This window comes from Enterococcus sp. AZ196 (assembly GCF_050498845.1).
GTDB classification, from domain to species: domain Bacteria; phylum Bacillota; class Bacilli; order Lactobacillales; family Enterococcaceae; genus Enterococcus_A; species Enterococcus_A murrayae.
Genome location: NZ_JBIPAM010000001.1, coordinates 871460 through 887727 on the forward strand (window position 1 = coordinate 871460; position 16268 = coordinate 887727).

General features: G+C 36.6%; 17 protein-coding genes. 1 reads left to right on the forward strand and 16 read right to left on the reverse strand.

Annotated elements, in window-relative coordinates; genetic code table 11:
* Positions 1 to 12: 12 nt before the first annotated feature.
* From IGI67_RS04195 to IGI67_RS04235, 9 genes are all read right to left on the reverse strand, one after another.
* A complete protein-coding gene (locus IGI67_RS04195; protein WP_207107974.1) occupies positions 13 to 627 on the reverse strand; it encodes a YpmS family protein in 615 nt (204 codons plus the stop codon).
* The gene (locus IGI67_RS04200; RefSeq protein WP_429956846.1) at positions 627 to 1478 is read right to left on the reverse strand and encodes an SGNH/GDSL hydrolase family protein; all 852 of its coding nucleotides are present in this window, start codon (positions 1476 to 1478) and stop codon (positions 627 to 629) included. Before IGI67_RS04200 ends, IGI67_RS04195 begins: the two co-directional genes overlap by 1 nt.
* 51 nt (positions 1479 to 1529) lie before the next feature.
* Complete coding sequence (locus IGI67_RS04205; RefSeq protein WP_207107972.1) at positions 1530 to 2369, reverse strand: DegV family protein; 840 nt, start codon at positions 2367 to 2369, stop codon at positions 1530 to 1532.
* A 106-nt stretch (positions 2370 to 2475) separates the two neighbouring features.
* The gene (locus IGI67_RS04210; RefSeq protein WP_429956847.1) at positions 2476 to 2973 is read right to left on the reverse strand and encodes a dihydrofolate reductase; all 498 of its coding nucleotides are present in this window, start codon (positions 2971 to 2973) and stop codon (positions 2476 to 2478) included.
* Positions 2974 to 3044: 71 nt separating this feature from the next.
* Positions 3045 to 4919, reverse strand: coding sequence for an ABC-F family ATP-binding cassette domain-containing protein (locus IGI67_RS04215; protein WP_429956848.1), 1875 nt, complete (start codon positions 4917 to 4919; stop codon positions 3045 to 3047).
* Positions 4920 to 5205: 286 nt separating this feature from the next.
* The gene (locus tag IGI67_RS04220) at positions 5206 to 5658 is read right to left on the reverse strand and encodes a hypothetical protein (RefSeq protein ID WP_207107969.1); all 453 of its coding nucleotides are present in this window, start codon (positions 5656 to 5658) and stop codon (positions 5206 to 5208) included.
* A gap of 58 nt (positions 5659 to 5716) precedes the next feature.
* Complete coding sequence (locus tag IGI67_RS04225) at positions 5717 to 6094, reverse strand: thioesterase family protein (protein ID WP_429956849.1); 378 nt, start codon at positions 6092 to 6094, stop codon at positions 5717 to 5719.
* A complete protein-coding gene (locus IGI67_RS04230; RefSeq protein ID WP_429956850.1) occupies positions 6091 to 7308 on the reverse strand; it encodes a CCA tRNA nucleotidyltransferase in 1218 nt (405 codons plus the stop codon). The genes IGI67_RS04225 and IGI67_RS04230 overlap by 4 nt, the downstream gene beginning before the upstream one ends.
* The gene (locus IGI67_RS04235; RefSeq protein WP_207107966.1) at positions 7305 to 7655 is read right to left on the reverse strand and encodes a nucleotide pyrophosphohydrolase; all 351 of its coding nucleotides are present in this window, start codon (positions 7653 to 7655) and stop codon (positions 7305 to 7307) included. Before IGI67_RS04235 ends, IGI67_RS04230 begins: the two co-directional genes overlap by 4 nt.
* A gap of 170 nt (positions 7656 to 7825) precedes the next feature.
* Between IGI67_RS04235 and IGI67_RS04240 the strand changes: the two genes are divergently transcribed.
* Positions 7826 to 8716, forward strand: a complete 891-nt coding sequence (locus IGI67_RS04240) for a YitT family protein (RefSeq protein WP_207107965.1) — start codon at positions 7826 to 7828, stop codon at positions 8714 to 8716.
* A gap of 43 nt (positions 8717 to 8759) precedes the next feature.
* Here IGI67_RS04240 and IGI67_RS04245 read toward each other — a convergent pair whose 3' ends face one another.
* The 7 genes from IGI67_RS04245 to rpsA all read right to left on the reverse strand — a co-directional run bounded on the left by IGI67_RS04245 (position 8760) and on the right by rpsA (position 16251).
* Positions 8760 to 9305, reverse strand: a complete 546-nt coding sequence (locus IGI67_RS04245) for a YpiB family protein (RefSeq protein ID WP_429956851.1) — start codon at positions 9303 to 9305, stop codon at positions 8760 to 8762.
* 13 nt (positions 9306 to 9318) lie between these two features.
* Complete coding sequence (locus IGI67_RS04250; protein WP_207107963.1) at positions 9319 to 10566, reverse strand: tetratricopeptide repeat protein; 1248 nt, start codon at positions 10564 to 10566, stop codon at positions 9319 to 9321.
* Positions 10567 to 11619: a hypothetical protein gene (locus IGI67_RS04255; RefSeq protein WP_429956852.1), complete on the reverse strand. Its 1053-nt coding sequence runs from the start codon at positions 11617 to 11619 to the stop codon at positions 10567 to 10569.
* Between the two features lie 164 nt (positions 11620 to 11783).
* The gene (locus IGI67_RS04260) at positions 11784 to 12506 is read right to left on the reverse strand and encodes a hypothetical protein (protein WP_429956853.1); all 723 of its coding nucleotides are present in this window, start codon (positions 12504 to 12506) and stop codon (positions 11784 to 11786) included.
* Positions 12507 to 12770: 264 nt separating this feature from the next.
* Positions 12771 to 13046 carry an HU family DNA-binding protein gene (locus tag IGI67_RS04265; RefSeq protein WP_010744623.1) on the reverse strand — a complete coding sequence of 92 codons (276 nt, stop codon included), beginning with the start codon at positions 13044 to 13046 and terminating at the stop codon, positions 12771 to 12773.
* Positions 13047 to 13274: 228 nt separating this feature from the next.
* Positions 13275 to 14585: a ribosome biogenesis GTPase Der gene (gene der / locus IGI67_RS04270; RefSeq protein ID WP_429956854.1), complete on the reverse strand. Its 1311-nt coding sequence runs from the start codon at positions 14583 to 14585 to the stop codon at positions 13275 to 13277.
* 448 nt (positions 14586 to 15033) lie between these two features.
* Positions 15034 to 16251, reverse strand: coding sequence for a 30S ribosomal protein S1 (gene rpsA, locus IGI67_RS04275; RefSeq protein WP_429956855.1), 1218 nt, complete (start codon positions 16249 to 16251; stop codon positions 15034 to 15036).
* Between the last annotated feature and the right edge of the window lie 17 nt (positions 16252 to 16268).

The window sequence follows — 16268 nt, forward strand, 5'->3', positions numbered from 1 at the left end:
GATTACTAATGATCAATTGTTTGTTTTCTTTTGTTTTGGTAAATATAAACTGAATTGAATATCATCACCTACAAGATCAATATGGTTTGCTCTGATAAACAAACCGTTATTTAATTTGAACTCATTCAATTTCAAAACAATCGTTTGTTCTTCAGGATCAATGGATACCCATTTAGGAAATTTGTATCCGCGTTTGACTGTCGCCATCACTTGACTCACCGGCAAATTTAAAGAGCCAATCGACAAATCCCGTGCCTTCAGTTGAACATTGCCATTATCCATAACATATGGATCAAAATAAAGATAAAAGTCAACTTTTGCACCTAAAATTTTAAACTCGCCTTTTAACATAGCTTGATTTTCTAAGTAAAATTCATACTTAACATCTGAACCTTTTTGTAAATCGTTTAAAAAGTATTCCATCACGGTATTTAGCTTTTTCTTATTGGTATTCATTGATAAAACAGGTGATCCTTTAGGTACAGTCGTTTCACTGCTTGGCGGTAGGTTCGTTTCCCTTGCGGTAAATATTCTTACAGTAGAAAAAATGATCCCACCCAAAATGATACCAATTAAAACAAGAAAAGCAATTTTCCAACCGTTGATTTTTTTCTTCGTATCTTCCATTAATTGCTCTCCTTTATTAGCCATAAATCTTTCGTGTCCACTATTTTATCTCGAATAGCCGTCGCCATCAATTGATAACCCAAATTATTCGGATGAAAATTATCCTCATCATAAAGTGCATTATTCTTAACCTCAGAACTTGAACTTTCACTCGTCGACTTTGTATCCTTGTTTGCGATTCCTTTATATAATAGATCATTTACTGGAATAAAGAAGCAATTTGTTGTTTCTTTTGTCAATTTTTCAGTTTCATCATTCCAATTATCTACAACTGTCTGCATCGCTTTGATCTCTGGAAAATTTAAATAGTAAGGATTATAAATACCCACAACATAAATTGGTGCTTTTGGATTTAGCTCTCGCATTTCGGCTAAAATTTCACTAACCTGCTTGCCATATTTTTTTATTGACCGATCAAATTGCTTAGCAGTTTTTGCGTTAAGATTTTTTTGAAATGCCTGAAAGAGATCATTTCCTCCAACTGTCATAGTAATAATATCTGCACTAGCTAGACTATTCTGTAAATCAGAATCTTTTTTCACCCGTTTTAAGATTTGATCGCTACGTTCACCAGAAACACCATAGTTGTCTTTTTCAACAGAAGATAGTTCATATTTCTGCTGTAAAGCATCTGCGACCAATGGGACATATCCTCCACGCTTTGTTTCATCACCGACACCTTCAGTCAATGAGTCCCCAACTGCAACCAGATGGACAGACTTCTTATAATTTTGATTTTCATTTCTTACCACGTGAATTCGAGGCTCAGCTTTAGGTATAGTTAAAAAGAGAACAAGTAAAGTAACCACAGCAGCCGCTAGTGGAATTAGTAATGTTGCAAAACGTTTCATTCATCCTGCTCCTTCGTAAAAAAACGCCTCTATTGCTAGAGGCAGGTTCAACTAATCTGTATAATACATGATAGCAAAAGCACCTGGTCCCGTATGTGTAGCAACAATCGGATTCGTGTGCAAAACTGGAATGTGCATATCTGGGAACATTTCCTGCAATGCTTGCTTAGCTTCATCAATAAAGTCTAGCTTACCGGCATAAGAAATACCAATTTGTTTCACATTTACTTTTGTTAACTCATCCATAAATGTTCCAAACCACTTACTGAATGTCTTCTTACCTCGGCCTTTTGTTATTGGCAACAATTCACCATCTTCAAGCTCCATGACTACACGCATATTAAGTACACTTGATATTACCCCGGCTACTCGGCTGATACGACCACCTTTTACAAGGTTGTCAAGCGAAGATATTCCAATGAATAGTTTGCTATGGTCCTTCACCCGCTCTACTCCCGATAATACTTCATCAAGGCTTGCTCCCGATTGAGCCAATTTAGCTGCTTCTATTACTTGAAACGCTTGAGACTGGTCGATAAAACCACAATCAATTACAGTTACATTACTGCTGCTTAAAAAGGTCGCTTGACGTGCCGCTTCTGCAGTGCCACTCAATGTATGAGACATATGAATGGAGACAATAGAACTCCCATCTTTTCCTAGTTCATCATACAATTCCGCAAAATAGCCGATCGGTGGTTGACTAGTTTTCGGTAGATTTTTGGCCCGTGCCATCATTTCCATAAAGCGCTCTCCAGTTAAATCATCATCATCTGGATAAACTACATCATCCATCATCACTGATAATGGGATTACAGTAATATTTAATTCATCTCGAACTGCTTTTTCAATCGTACAAGATGAGTCGGTTACAATTTTAACATTTGGCATTATGATCCTTCTTTCCATACCTAGTTTCAAATTAATTTCAGTATATCAAACCTCATGAAATAAATCATTCTTGAAACTATTTCTTTACAAATCCTGAAAAAACATGTTAAAAAGCTCCGGTTCTTCCATATGTCTCGAAATAATAACGATAAGGATTTTTTTCATCTCTTTTACCTTGTTTTCGTTCTAATAGCTGCCATTTATTCCAAAGTACCGTTGGAAAATAGGCATCACCCTCAAAGCTAGCTTCAATAAAAGTTCGGTAGACTTTTTCACAATAAGGTAAGAATTCTGTATAGATGGCAGAGCCTCCCGCAATAAAAGTTTTTCCTTTATTGTCTCTATCATAGGCAAGAACTTCACCTAATGAATGCATAACTATTACATTTTCGGCATGATAATCCATATCTCGAGTTAATACGATCGTTTTTCGGTCAGGCAATGGTCGCCCTCCCATTCCTTCAAATGTTTTACGTCCCATCACCAAAGTGTGACTGAGCGTGGTTTCTTTAAAAAAGCGTAGATCATTTGGCAGATGCCATGGTAAGTGATTATTCTTACCAATCAAACCATTCTTATCTTGTGCCCAAATAGCGATCAGCATAATACTCCTCCATTTACATAGTCATGAACTCAGTTTTTAAATTTTAACCAATGGTTACCTTATAAATCCAATTAGCTGTCTTCAACAATTTCACTTAGATACTCCCAACGCATCATCTTTTCTTCTAATAGCTGTTCACTCTGATCTATTTCTTTTTGAAGAGCTTGCAATTTAGTAAAGTCATCCCCTTGATGATTCATCGCTTCTGTTAATTCAACTATTTTGTCTTCTAAAAAAGCAATGTCATCTTCTATTGTCTCCCATTCTTTTTGTTCATTATAGGAAAGCTTTTTCTTCCGTTCTTTTGGTTGAGGTTTTGTCTTAATAATTTTGTCATCCTTAACTAACGTTTGTTGGTCCAAGTAATCAACAACAGAACCAAAATAAGAAATAATTAAACCGTTACCTTCAAAGATTAACAATTTTTCAGCAACTTTGTCTAAAAAATAGCGATCATGTGAAACTGTAATTACTGCTCCAGAAAAGTCGCGCAGATAATCTTCCAAAACTGTTAAAGTAGCGATATCTAAATCGTTGGTCGGTTCATCTAACAATAAAACATTCGGCTGTTGAATCAACAGCTTCAGCAAATAAAGACGCCTTTTTTCTCCGCCAGATAATTTACCAATCAACGTTCCATGCATAAACCGTGGGAACAGAAAACGTTCTAATATTTCTGCTACACTAATATGTGAACCATCTCGCTGCGTCACTTCTTCGGCAGCTTCTTGTAAATAGGCAATCATTCGCTTGTTAGGATCCAATGTTTCGTTTTGCTGAGTATAGTATGCTAGGCGAACAGTCTCTCCAATCTCAATCAAACCGTCATTTAATGGGACTCGTTCAGCCAAAATATTTAACAAAGTAGATTTCCCAGCTCCATTTTTTCCGGTTATTCCCAAGCGCTCTTTTGTTTGGATCAAAAGATCAAAATGATCTAGAATCGTTTTTCCGTTAATAGAATAAGAAGCTTGTTTTAATTCCAGAACTTTTTTTCCTAAACGTGTCGTGGCGATATTCATCTCAAGTTGATCATCATTATTCACTTGATGCAAGTTGTCTTTTAAATCCTCAAATCGATTAATCCGCGCCTGCTGTTTAGTTGTCCGCGCTTTTGCACCTGCACGCATCCAAGCCAACTCTTGCTTATATAATTGTTTTCTTTTGCCCTCTTGCTCAATTGCGATCCGATCACGTTCTGCCTTCTCTACTAAATAAGCTTCATAATTTCCTTGATATTCATAGAGGTTACCAAAAGACAACTCAAAAATTCGATTTGTTACGCGGTCTAAAAAATAACGATCGTGGGTAACCATCAAAAGTGCGCCAGTATAATTTTTCAAATAGTTTTCTAACCATTGGATCGCATCATAATCCAAATGATTTGTGGGCTCATCTAATAACAATAAGTCTGGTGCATCAATTAAAACTTGCGCTAATGCCACCCGTTTTATTTGCCCTCCTGAAAGCTCTCCAATTTTTTTATCCAAGGTATCTATGCCTAATTTATTCAGTATCGCTTTCGCTTCACTATCTGCTGTCCAAGCGTCTTGCTTGTTCATCGCTTCTTCAGCCAACGTAAACTTTCGTTGTGTTTCACTATTATTAGCGTTCGACAATTCCAACAAAGCCTTCTCGTATTCACGTACCGTTTGCATCAATGGATTATTACCTTGAAAAACAGCGTCTAAAACTAATAAATCATTGGAAAAATTTTGACCTTGTGCTAAGTAACCGATTCGATAATCACTGGCCTTATCAATCGCCGAAATATCCCCATCGCCACTATCCTTACCGGCTAAAATGGTTAATAAACTTGATTTACCTGTACCATTAACTCCGATCAATCCGATTCGATCCTTTTCATGAATTAAAAAGGAAATACGGTCAAATAAAGTTTTATCACCAAATGTTTTGTATAATTCTACAACTTTCAATTCTTTCATCTCGAACCATCCTCAAATTTCTCTTCGTTATTGTAACAAAAAACGCAAGAGAAGTGAAACTTCGCCGCTATAATATGCAAATAGTTTTTTTGTTTTATAGTTGTCTAATGTGCCGTATATTTGTAATTCATAGTTATTAGATCAATCATTCACTTTGCTACAACAACGAGATAATTTTTAATCACTCATTCGATTTTTTTCTGCAGACAGTTAAATAATTTACTTGCTACCTCATTTAATGGATAAAAAAGACAAGCTTCCTTATCGGAAACTTGTCGCTTCTTTTTTAGAATTGCTCACCATAAACTTCATCAACAGTTTTTGTTGGATCAATAACAATATATAGACTTTTTGTTTTTTCAGAAACTTTTGTTGACTGGTAAACGTTATCGAGACCTTCATTGTCTTTGTCCTTATAAGGAAAATAAACTGAATCAGGGTGACCTGCACGATAAATGATTTCCATTCGTTCAATATCTTCGAACTTGCGAGCACGTTCAAACATTCCTAATTCTAAACCACCCAAATTAATGTCTGTTGTCTGAACATGGTCCCCTTCTTGATAAATTTCAATCTTAAATCCGGCACAAGGATGAATTTCTACGAACTCGCTACCATGAATTCTTCCAAAACTAGTCGTAATTTGTTTGATCCATAAATCACCAATGTAACGACGATCAATCGTCCATGTTTCACCATTACGGAAATAGAATTTTAACGCTGTCATTTCTCTTGCCATTTCTACATTCTCCTCACTACTAATCTAAAACCAAGTTTAGCACACCTTGAGTAAACGGTCACATGTTGTGCTTAGACTTCATTTTTTTTAGGAAAGTTGAAGTTTCAACAATCACTCTTTGATGCTTTGCTTCCCCGACTAATTGTTCCCCATCAAAGGCTTTTATAGAAAAAGAAATTTTACTAGTATTAGATTCATGCATTTCTGCTTCAACTTCCACATTCGCACCTACAGCTGTTGGAGCCAGATGTTTTAATTCCACCTTGACCCCAACACTTGTTTGAAAATCTGAAAGTTGAGGAGACAGTAATTCCTTTGCGCAATTTTCCATCAATGCTACTAATGCCGGTGTAGCCAAAACTTCAAGATCTCCCGATCCCATTGCTAAGGCTGTCTGATTTTCTAATACTCGATACTGTTTAGTTAGTTTTTTCATGACATCTCCTTTTTTAAATATCCTTCCGCATAATTCAGTAAATCTTCCTTTTGATTTTTTAGATTTCCTTCGATTACTTCTTGCTCTAAAACATTCAAGATCATACTGATCCATGGACCGCGCGGATAATCAAAATATTCCATTACTTCATTTCCCTTTAATGCTAAATCTTTTAGTGAATAAATAGGCAAATATTGATAAAGCAAGCGAATTTTTTCTAAATTGGGTTCGCGTTCGAAATAGTATAGAAGGTATTCTACTGATAACGCCAGTTCTCTACCTAATTGATACAGTGTCCAATTATCCCACTCATATTTCAATCGAAACTGCAGTGCAGGGACCATTTGAGTCACTTCTCGAATCAATTGATTCGAACATTTCCATTCTTTCATAAAGTGACGAATATCCGTGATATTCATATCAAGCATCGCCATCAATAATGTCCAAGCTTGACGCTCCGTCGGGATCGCTGGACCCCGAAGTTCAGAAAAATTTAAGAGTGCCTCGCCATAAGAACGTAACCCGGGACAATAGATGTAACATTCCGATTCTACAAAAGAACGCAAGCCTGCTTCTCGAAAGGAGCCCATCATCAGTTTTACAAATTCAACATTGATTCGTTCAGTCGAAATTTTAGCTAATAAAGAGTGATATTCTTGGATGGCTTCAAATGTGTTGGGCTCTAAAGTAAATCCCAAATGACTGACAAAACGTAATGCACGCATCATTCGTAAAGCATCTTCGTGAAAACGTTCATAAGGATTTCCTACTGCACGTAAAACTTTGTTTCTTAAATCATCTAATCCGTCAAAAAGATCGATTATGGTCCCGTCGATACCCACAGCTAAAGCATTAATCGTAAAATCTCGTCGTTTCAAGTCTTCCTTCAATGACCGAACAAACTCCACATGATCCGGACGACGGTAGTCTTGATAAGTTGACTCTGTCCGAAAAGTTGTGACTTCATATGTTGTTTCTTTTGTAATTACCATTACAGTGCCATGATCAATCCCCACATCGATTGTCCGGTGGAACAACTCCTTCACTTCTGCCGGAAAAGCACTAGTTGCGATATCTACATCATGAATCGGCTTATTTAGAAGAATGTCACGAACACTGCCACCAACGTAATAAGCTTCATAGCCGGCACTTTGTAATTTGCGTAAAATCGGCATTGCTCCTTGAAATTCTAAAGGAAAGGCTTCGAGTCTCATTCAATATCACCTTCAGTCAGACCATCCTTCCGTTCAAAACGAAAGCGGTCACGTTGATTGAATTTTTCCATATTCCGTTCAAAAGCTTCTGTTAAATCGATGCCCATAGAATTTGCCATAATAATTGTAACAAATAGTACATCGCCAAGCTCTTCTTCAACTGTTTTTGGTTTCTCAGAATCTTTCTTCTTCTTTTCGCCATAATGATGATTTACTTCACGAGCCAGTTCTCCTACTTCCTCGGTTAATCGAGCCATTTGACCCAATGGAGAAAAATAACCGGTTTTGAATTGTTGTATATAATCATCAACTTCTTTTTGCATGATTTTCATTGTCTTTTCATTCATCAAACCACCTCAAACCTATCTTATCAAAAAACAGATTTGTTTCCTATCATGTTGTTGTAACTATCTTAAATTCATGCTATGTTGATTGAGGATTAAATTTGATTGTGATGAAGGTCTGATCAGTTTCTTGACTAAGTTTGTTTTATCCAATAAATCTCAGGAGGTGTCGTATGGAAACGACTATGTCTACACGGATCAAGGAAATTCTTTTTATTGTGGTAGGAACAGCCATTTATGCATTTGGTCTTGTTTATTTGAATATTGCGAATCACTTAGCTGAAGGTGGGGTCACTGGTATTACCTTGATCATTCGAGCTCTTTTTGGCATTGATCCTGCTTATACAACATTGATTATTAATATTCCATTGATTTTAATTGGTGGAAAAATTTTGGGTAAACGATCATTCTACTACACAATTTTAGGAACCGTTTGCTTATCTGTCTTTTTATGGATCTGGCAGAGAATTCCTCTACAAATCAACCTTGATCATGATTTGTTTATCGTGTCTATTCTAGCTGGTTTATTTGCTGGATTTGGAAGCGGTTTGGTTTATCGGAATGGCGGAACGACAGGTGGAGCAGATGTTATCGCTCGAATTTTAGAGCAAAAGATAGGTTTTACAATGGGAAAATCATTACTGGTTTTTGATATTATCGTTTTGATTTGCTCGCTGACCTATTTAGATTTGAAACGAATGATGTATACGTTGATCGTATCTTTTGTATTTAGTAAAGTAGTTGATATGCTTTCATCTGGAGGATATGCAGCTAAGGGTGTGATGATCATCTCTAATGAGAGCAATGTAATCGCAGAGTTATTGATGGCACATTTAGAACGTGGAGTTACCTATCTTCATGGAGAGGGAGGCTTCTCTTCAGAGCTAAAACGCATTGTATATATCGTAGTTTCTCAACAGGAAATTAATGAAGTTAAAAAAATCATCCACTCTGTGGACGAAAAAGCCTTCATATTAATCAGTAATGTACATGACGTTGAAGGTGAAGGTTTTACCTATTTGAGGCCGCAACGTCGTAGGTTTACTTTAAAGCGAAGCAATTAAAAAAATACCGCAGACAAAAATAAACCATTGTCTGCGGTATTTTTTATTCATGTAACGTTAATTTTAGCCTGTTTAATTCATCTGACAAAATTAGAAATGCTTCTTTGTCGCCGTCTTCTAAAGCCATATCAATTTGTTTTTTCAATAAATCAACTTGTGCTTCTTGTTCCTGAAACTTCAAATAGTTTTCAACCTCTGTCACAATCTCTTCACTGACGTTATCATTCCAAGAGAGTGCAGGATTGTCTTCGAGTACCGATAAATATTGAGCGTTTTGCCAAGAGTTCGGAAAAATACATTCCAAATATAAGGGTTGTTGCCAATGCAGACGAATTTCATGAAAAATTTGGTCACTGTTGGAAAATTGATGCCCTTCGATTGAGAACATCATCGGCTCTTCACGCTGAGTAATATCCCGAAAAACCAATCCTCTCTTTGTTTCCAAGGCTTGCTCTACAATATGGACATTTCGTAAAATTGCTTCATGATTAATTAAGTAATTCAAAATCCAAATCACTTCGCGGCGTTGAAAGCTTACATTATTGATCAACCATACGAGAAATTCACGTTTTTCACCTACATCGATCATTTTTCTCACCTCTCTATTCTTCTAATAATGACTGTACTTCTAAATCACTAGGTTCTAGTTGTAAATAACTCGTAAGAATAGCTCTTGCAGACTCTAATTGACCATCCTCGCGCAAAAATAGACCATAAGACTTTAAAAAATCCGGTTCATGAGCCAAATCTTCGTAGGCCTGCTTATAAAAAGTACGGGCAGCATTGAAATCTTCTAATTCATTATAGGCTTGTGCCAAATTCCATGAAGCATAAGGATTATCTTCTTCATCCATCTGACTAATCATTTCGATAGCTTTGTCTGGCTGCTCTTCATTGAGGTAGAGATTGCTTAACGTCAACAAAGTTTCATCAGTTTTATCCCCGGAATCAAGTGCTTGTACTAACAGTTCCTCTGCCTTTTTGCTATCACGAAGTCGATACGCAATTTCGGAGGCTAAGTGCAACAATTCCACTTGATAGGGATTCTCTTTGATTCCTTCCTCAGCAGCAACCAATGCCTCCTCAAGTAGCTCCTCTTCTTTCAAACTATCGGCAAGATAGTAATAGCCACTTTGATATTGCGGGTCAAGAGTAATCAATTCTTGTAAATAATTGATGGCTTTCTGATGATCGTGTAATTGGTAATAAATAAAACCTATTTGGAATAAACGATCAGCGGTACGTTCCTTTTCTAACGCCCGTTCCAAGAATGGGATTGCTTCTTCAAAGCCCCCCATCATGCTATAGGCCGCTCCGATTCTTTCATCGATGGAAATATTGGCGATTTCCTCTAGCCCTTGCTTCTGAAGCAGACTGTAATCGTTGATTGCTTCCCCTAACTGGTTAGCAGAAAAATGTAATTCCGCCAAAGCAAAAGTAATCAGCGGCTCCTCCGGGGCAATGGTTTTTGCTTGTAACAGTTTTGCTTCACTGACTTCTGGAATCCCTAAAACTTGATACAGATCAGCTATTACTAATAGACTCTCTAAATAATTTTCACTTTCAGGCTGGATTCTTTCTAAGTACTCAAAGGCACCATCAATATCGTCATTTTCAATAGCAATTTCGGCTAATGAAAGATAAAAGATATCTTCTTCAGGAAAATCTTTCAATAGTTTTTCCAAAATACGCTTTGCTTCTTCTAGAAACCCTAAGCTTTGCAACTCTTCAGCCAAACTAGCTAAGATTTCCGGTTCATCCTTCCTTAATGCCTCTTCCAACATCCGATTTGCTTCTGTTAAATTCTCGTTCCTCAATGCTGAAAGCATTTTTTCACTATAACTTGACATCTATTCTCCCCTGATCTCTGTTACTATTTTTTGATACATTTCAAACGTTCGAAGTAACTCTTTTTGAGTCGGTATTTTACTTGTACCAACCACGCCGATTTGGATTAGCCCATCTAAAGGTTTTTCCTTTGCTAAAGCAATCACTTGCTGACCATAATCAGCTAATGAGATTCCTTCAGGCATCGTAATAGGAAACCCTAATCGCACCAACCATATCATAAAATTTTTGAAATTGAAATGAAGATCGCTTGCTATTACATTCCAAGCTAGTTCAAAAAGCAGGCCAAACATCGTCTTCATACTGCTTGACAATAGTGAACCATTCTCTGTTTGAAAGAAAGCTTTCTCAAAGGTTTTTCCAAAGCGACGAAGCTGTCTACTATTTTCCTGATAAAAATTAATAAGTGTTTCACTAAAAGCCGAAAAAGAATGTTGCAATAAAGCATCACGCGTTGGAAAATTCACATACAAATTTTGCAGAAATGTATAGTCACAAACGATCCCACAATTAATCAATGTTAAAAGATCAACCATTTTCCCAGTTTTTTGCTGATCCGCCAAAGTATGATCAAACAAAATATTTCGTGGTACTTCTTCAATTTCCATTACTGTCATTAAATTTTTATCTGAGACAATCTGATCAACAAATGATAAACTCTGGGCGAATGATCGTAATGAAACGGGCAAAAAACACAATTCTGCTTGAAAATTCGATACATGATGAGTGAATCCTAGCAGTTCAAGAGCCCCCTCATTTCCAATTCCAAGAAAAATCGTTTCTTTTTGTCGACTGAACCGATCAAGAAAGCGAATCAATTCTTGAAAATTTTCCATCGTATTGCAGTAGCGATTATTAGGTGTAATAAACCAATCATGAGAACTAGTTTTCGGAATAAATTGACGCAGTTTTTCTGCGAATAAATCATAATAACGCTGATTTCCACAAAAAAGAATTTGTTTATTTTGCAAATTCTTTTTGCGCATCATTGAAGCGACAGTTTCCCCATAAATAATCAAGGTCTCATTTTGCTTATTTCGATACACTACTTCCATCACAGTCACCCCGTTTTCTTTATTTTATACTACAAAAAAACCTCTCGCAACAAATCTGCGAAAGGCTGTAAGACATTTCTCTTTCATTATTATAAGAATAAAAAAAGAATCCGGATTTTAAAATTAATTAGTTGCAAATTCAATACTAATTTAGTTCTGTTCATTTAGTGGCTTTGCGGAGCATTTTGTTGATTATGAGTTGATTCTCCATCATGATTTGAAGGAGCTTGCTGCAAATTAGATTGATTTGGCACACCCTGCTGTTGATTTTCCTGAGGTGTCTGTTGTTGATTATTTTGGCTCTGCTGTGGTGTTTGTTGTTGATTATATTGTTCTTGCTGATAGTTCTGACCTTGCTGCGGCGTTTGTTGTTGATATTGTTGTTGATTTCCTTGGTTCGCCTGCTCTTCTACTTTTGATAACTCTTCAAAAGTCAGTAAACCGTCACCATTCAAATCTGAAGGCGAATATCCTTCTTTAATAACCCGTTCTCCGTTTGACAAGACTCGCAAAACAGTCACCTGCTCTCCCCACGGCGTTGTCAATACCTGCCCAACACTTGATGTATCAATTGTTTCGGAGGCATCTGTTATCGTAGAAGAGATTGAAGTAGAGTTATTCAAACTTACTTCTCGCTTTGGAATAATCTCTTCATCTGAAGATCCATAAAAATACAACCCAACCAATACGATGATCAATAACAACGGAACTGATACCAGTAATATTATAAAGTTGCGACGTTTCCTTTTTTTATCTTCCTGCTCTAGCAATGCATCTGCTTCTAAAAAGGCCTGTCGCCACTTAGGATCATTTTGTCTTTGCCTAAGAAAATCATATGAATGCCAAGAATCATTTTTCTTTGCGTAGAAAAGTCGTTCCTTTGACATCGCTTCACCTTCCTTCTTCTTTCTAAAAATTTTTATATTAATCAGTATACCATTTTCTATAAGTTCACTATGCAGATAAAACAAAAAAGTAAAATGCTCTACTCCATTTTATCGTATGTAAAGCCTTTCGTAAAATAAAAATTAAGTTATAATTTAGATGAAATAGCCAACGAACGTAGAAATAAACATCAGAAATATCTATTTCTATTTTTCAGACAAAAAACCGTTATGACTATAAAGTCATAACGGTTTTAGCAGCAAAAATTATTTAACTGCGTCTTTTAGCGCTTTACCTGGTTTAAATGCAGGTACTTTGCTTGCTGGAATTTCGATTTCTTCACCAGTTTGTGGGTTACGTCCTTTACGGGCCGCACGTTCACGTACTTCAAAGTTACCGAAGCCGATCAACTGAACTTTTTCACCTTCAGCTAATGCGTCTTGGATAGTTGAAAATACAGCATCGACAGCAGCTGTAGCGTCTTTCTTAGTTAAGTCAGTAGCTGCTGCAACTTTTTCGATCAATTCTGCTTTGTTTGCCATGAATGAATTCACCTCCTGAGAAATGAGTAATGATGTGTAAACATCGACTGATAACTGAGTGGTCCAGTCATCAGCTAAGAAATATTGATTTGGTCAATATTCTGTTATAACGATAGCATAAGAACCTTGTGTTAGCAAGGTTTTTAGCAATTAATGGCATAAAATTCATGGTTGTTTTATCATTCAGAGAAATCTGTTGTCACCAAAATAAAAGTATGATAAAATACCTTATTTTCTCCTACGGGCGATTATTTTTATCGGCGTACCTTCAAACTCAAAAGCTTTGCGAATTTGATTTTCTAAAAATCGTGCATAAGAAAAATGCATTAGCTCTTCTTCGTTAACAAATACTACAAATGTCGGTGGTTTTACAGCAACTTGAGTCGCATAAAAAATCTTCAGCCTTTTTCCTTTATCAGTAGGTGTTGGATTAATCGCAACTGCATCCATGATAATATCGTTCAAAACAGAAGAAGGGATTCTTAAATTTTGATTCATGCTGACTTCTTCAATCATTATTGGAATTTTATTCAACCGTTGTTTAGTCATTGCCGAGACAAATACGATTGGTGCGTAATCTAAATAAGAAAATTCATCGCGAATTTCTTCTTCAAATTCTTTCATTGTATTGGTATCTTTTTTGACTAAATCCCATTTGTTGACCACTATGATTACGCCTCGTCCAGCCTCATGAGCATAACCAGCAATTCGCTTGTCTTGTTCACGAATCCCTTCCTCGCCGTTTAACACGACCAAAACAACGTCAGATCGATCAATTGCACGCATAGCACGCATTACAGAATATTTCTCTGTATTTTCATAAACCTTACCGCGTTTTCGCATTCCAGCCGTATCAATCATCGTAAATTCTTGGCCATTATCACCAACAAACTTTGTATCAATCGCATCCCGTGTAGTTCCTTCGATATCTGATACAATTACCCGATCTTCCCCTAAAATTGCATTTATCAATGATGATTTTCCCACATTCGGACGACCAATCAAACTAAACTTGATTGATTCATCTTCATCTTCCCCATTATCTGTAGGAAAATGTTTGACTGCTTCGTCTAGAACATCCCCCAGACCTAATCCATGACTGCCTGAAACAGGATATGGTTCTCCTAATCCTAAAGAATAAAACTCATAAATATCATTGCGCATTTCGGGATTATCTACTTTATTCACCATTAAGATTATTGGTTTTTTACTTCTGTATAAAATCTTAGCAACTGCTTCATCTGCGTCAGTTACACCTTCTTTTCCACTTGCAACAAGCAAAATAACATCTGCTTCATCAATCGCAATTTGAGCTTGTTGTTTGATTTGTTCCATAAAAGGCTCGTCACCAACATCAATTCCACCAGTATCAATGATTGAAAATTCATGGTCCAACCATTCACCCTTTGCATAGATCCGATCGCGAGTTACCCCTGGTGTATCTTCTACGATCGATATACGTTCGCCAGCAATTCGGTTAAACAATGTTGATTTTCCGACATTTGGTCGACCAACAATCGCAATTGTAGGATTTGACATAACTTAACTCCCCGTTTCTAATTAATGTATTAAATTTTTTCAAAAAAATTGAGCCCGATGCTCACAGTATCTATCCTAATATTTAGTACGTTCCTTAGAAGATCAGTAACAAAACTCCCGTCATCTGTTAAAACAAACTGTAAAACCAGGATAATTTCAAATTATTTTAATAAATCTCCACAAAATCTATTTAGATTCAATTACATACTCTTCTACTATTTTTTTCAAAAGCAGAAGGTAGAACTAACGGCTGCATTCTTTTTTCAAATTCTCCTTAGTTTAACTAAGAAAACTTCTTCTTGCAAGAGAAGGAGCCATTTTCATCTAGTAAATAATAATAAAATTACACTTTGTGGCTTTAGTCAGTTCACCGTTCCAGTAAATAACGCAAATTTCTCCTTCGATTTAGGCAAAAAAAGACGTGCTCACGCACGTCTTTAATGGAAAATTACTCTTCTTCTGATTCATCACTTAAAGCGTCACCCAAGATGTCGCCCATAGTAAAACCAGTATTTTCTTCAGGCAATTCATAGGATTCTTCTTCCACAGGTTCTGATTTAGTTTCCTCAGGTTTCTCTTCCAACACCTTGATTGAAAGTGCCACACGATGATCTTCAGGATGAACTTCTAATACTTTTACTTTTACTTGATCCCCTTCATGCAAAACTTCGTGTGGTGTAGCAATATGTTTATGAGAAATTTGAGAAATGTGAACTAAACCTTCTACTCCAGGAAAAATCTCAACGAAAGCACCAAAACTAGTCAATCGCTTCACAGTTCCTTCGAGTATAGAACCTGGTGCTGCTTTTTCCTCGATATCTGTCCAAGGTCCAGGGAGATTCGCCTTGATTGATAATGAGATACGTTCCTTTTCCGGATCAACAGAAAGGACTTGAACTTCTACTTCATCGCCAACAGTCAAAACATCTGATGGTTTCGCCACATGACTATGAGAAATTTCTGATACGTGAACCAAACCGTCAATACCACCAAGATCAATAAAGGCACCGAAGTCTGTTAAACGAGCAACTTGGCCTTTAATTACTTGGCCTTCGTATAAATCTGCTAAAATTTCTTTTTTCTTCTCTGCTTTTTCAGCTTCAACAACTGCTTTATGGGATAGAATCAAACGATTCTCAGAAGGTTCGATTTCAATAATTTTGAATTTCAATGTCTTTCCAGTATAAGCTGAAAAATCATCAACAAAATGATCATCAATCATTGATGCTGGCACAAAACCACGTACCCCCACGTCAACGACTAAACCACCTTTAACACTGCTAGTTACCGGTGCTTCGATAATTTTTCCATCTTGGAAATCCTTTTCGATGTCCTCCCAAACTTTCTTCGCATCCAAGCGACGTTTAGAAAGGAGATAACTACCATTTTCTTTGTCTTTTCCGATAGAAGAGATAACGACTAAATCAAGAATATCGCCAACCTTGACTTCTTCATTGATATCTTCAACAGGTAATGTTGAAAGCTCTTTAGCAGGAACTACACCTTCTACCCCTGCACCTTCAATACCAACGATAACTTGTTTATCTTCTAAGGCGAGCACCTCACCTTTAACAATATCGCCAACTTGAACTTCATGCACACTTTCCATTGCTGCTTCCATGGAAACATTTTCGTTGTCCATCGAATTTTGTTCTAATTCTGTCATGTCGTTTGTCCTCCTTA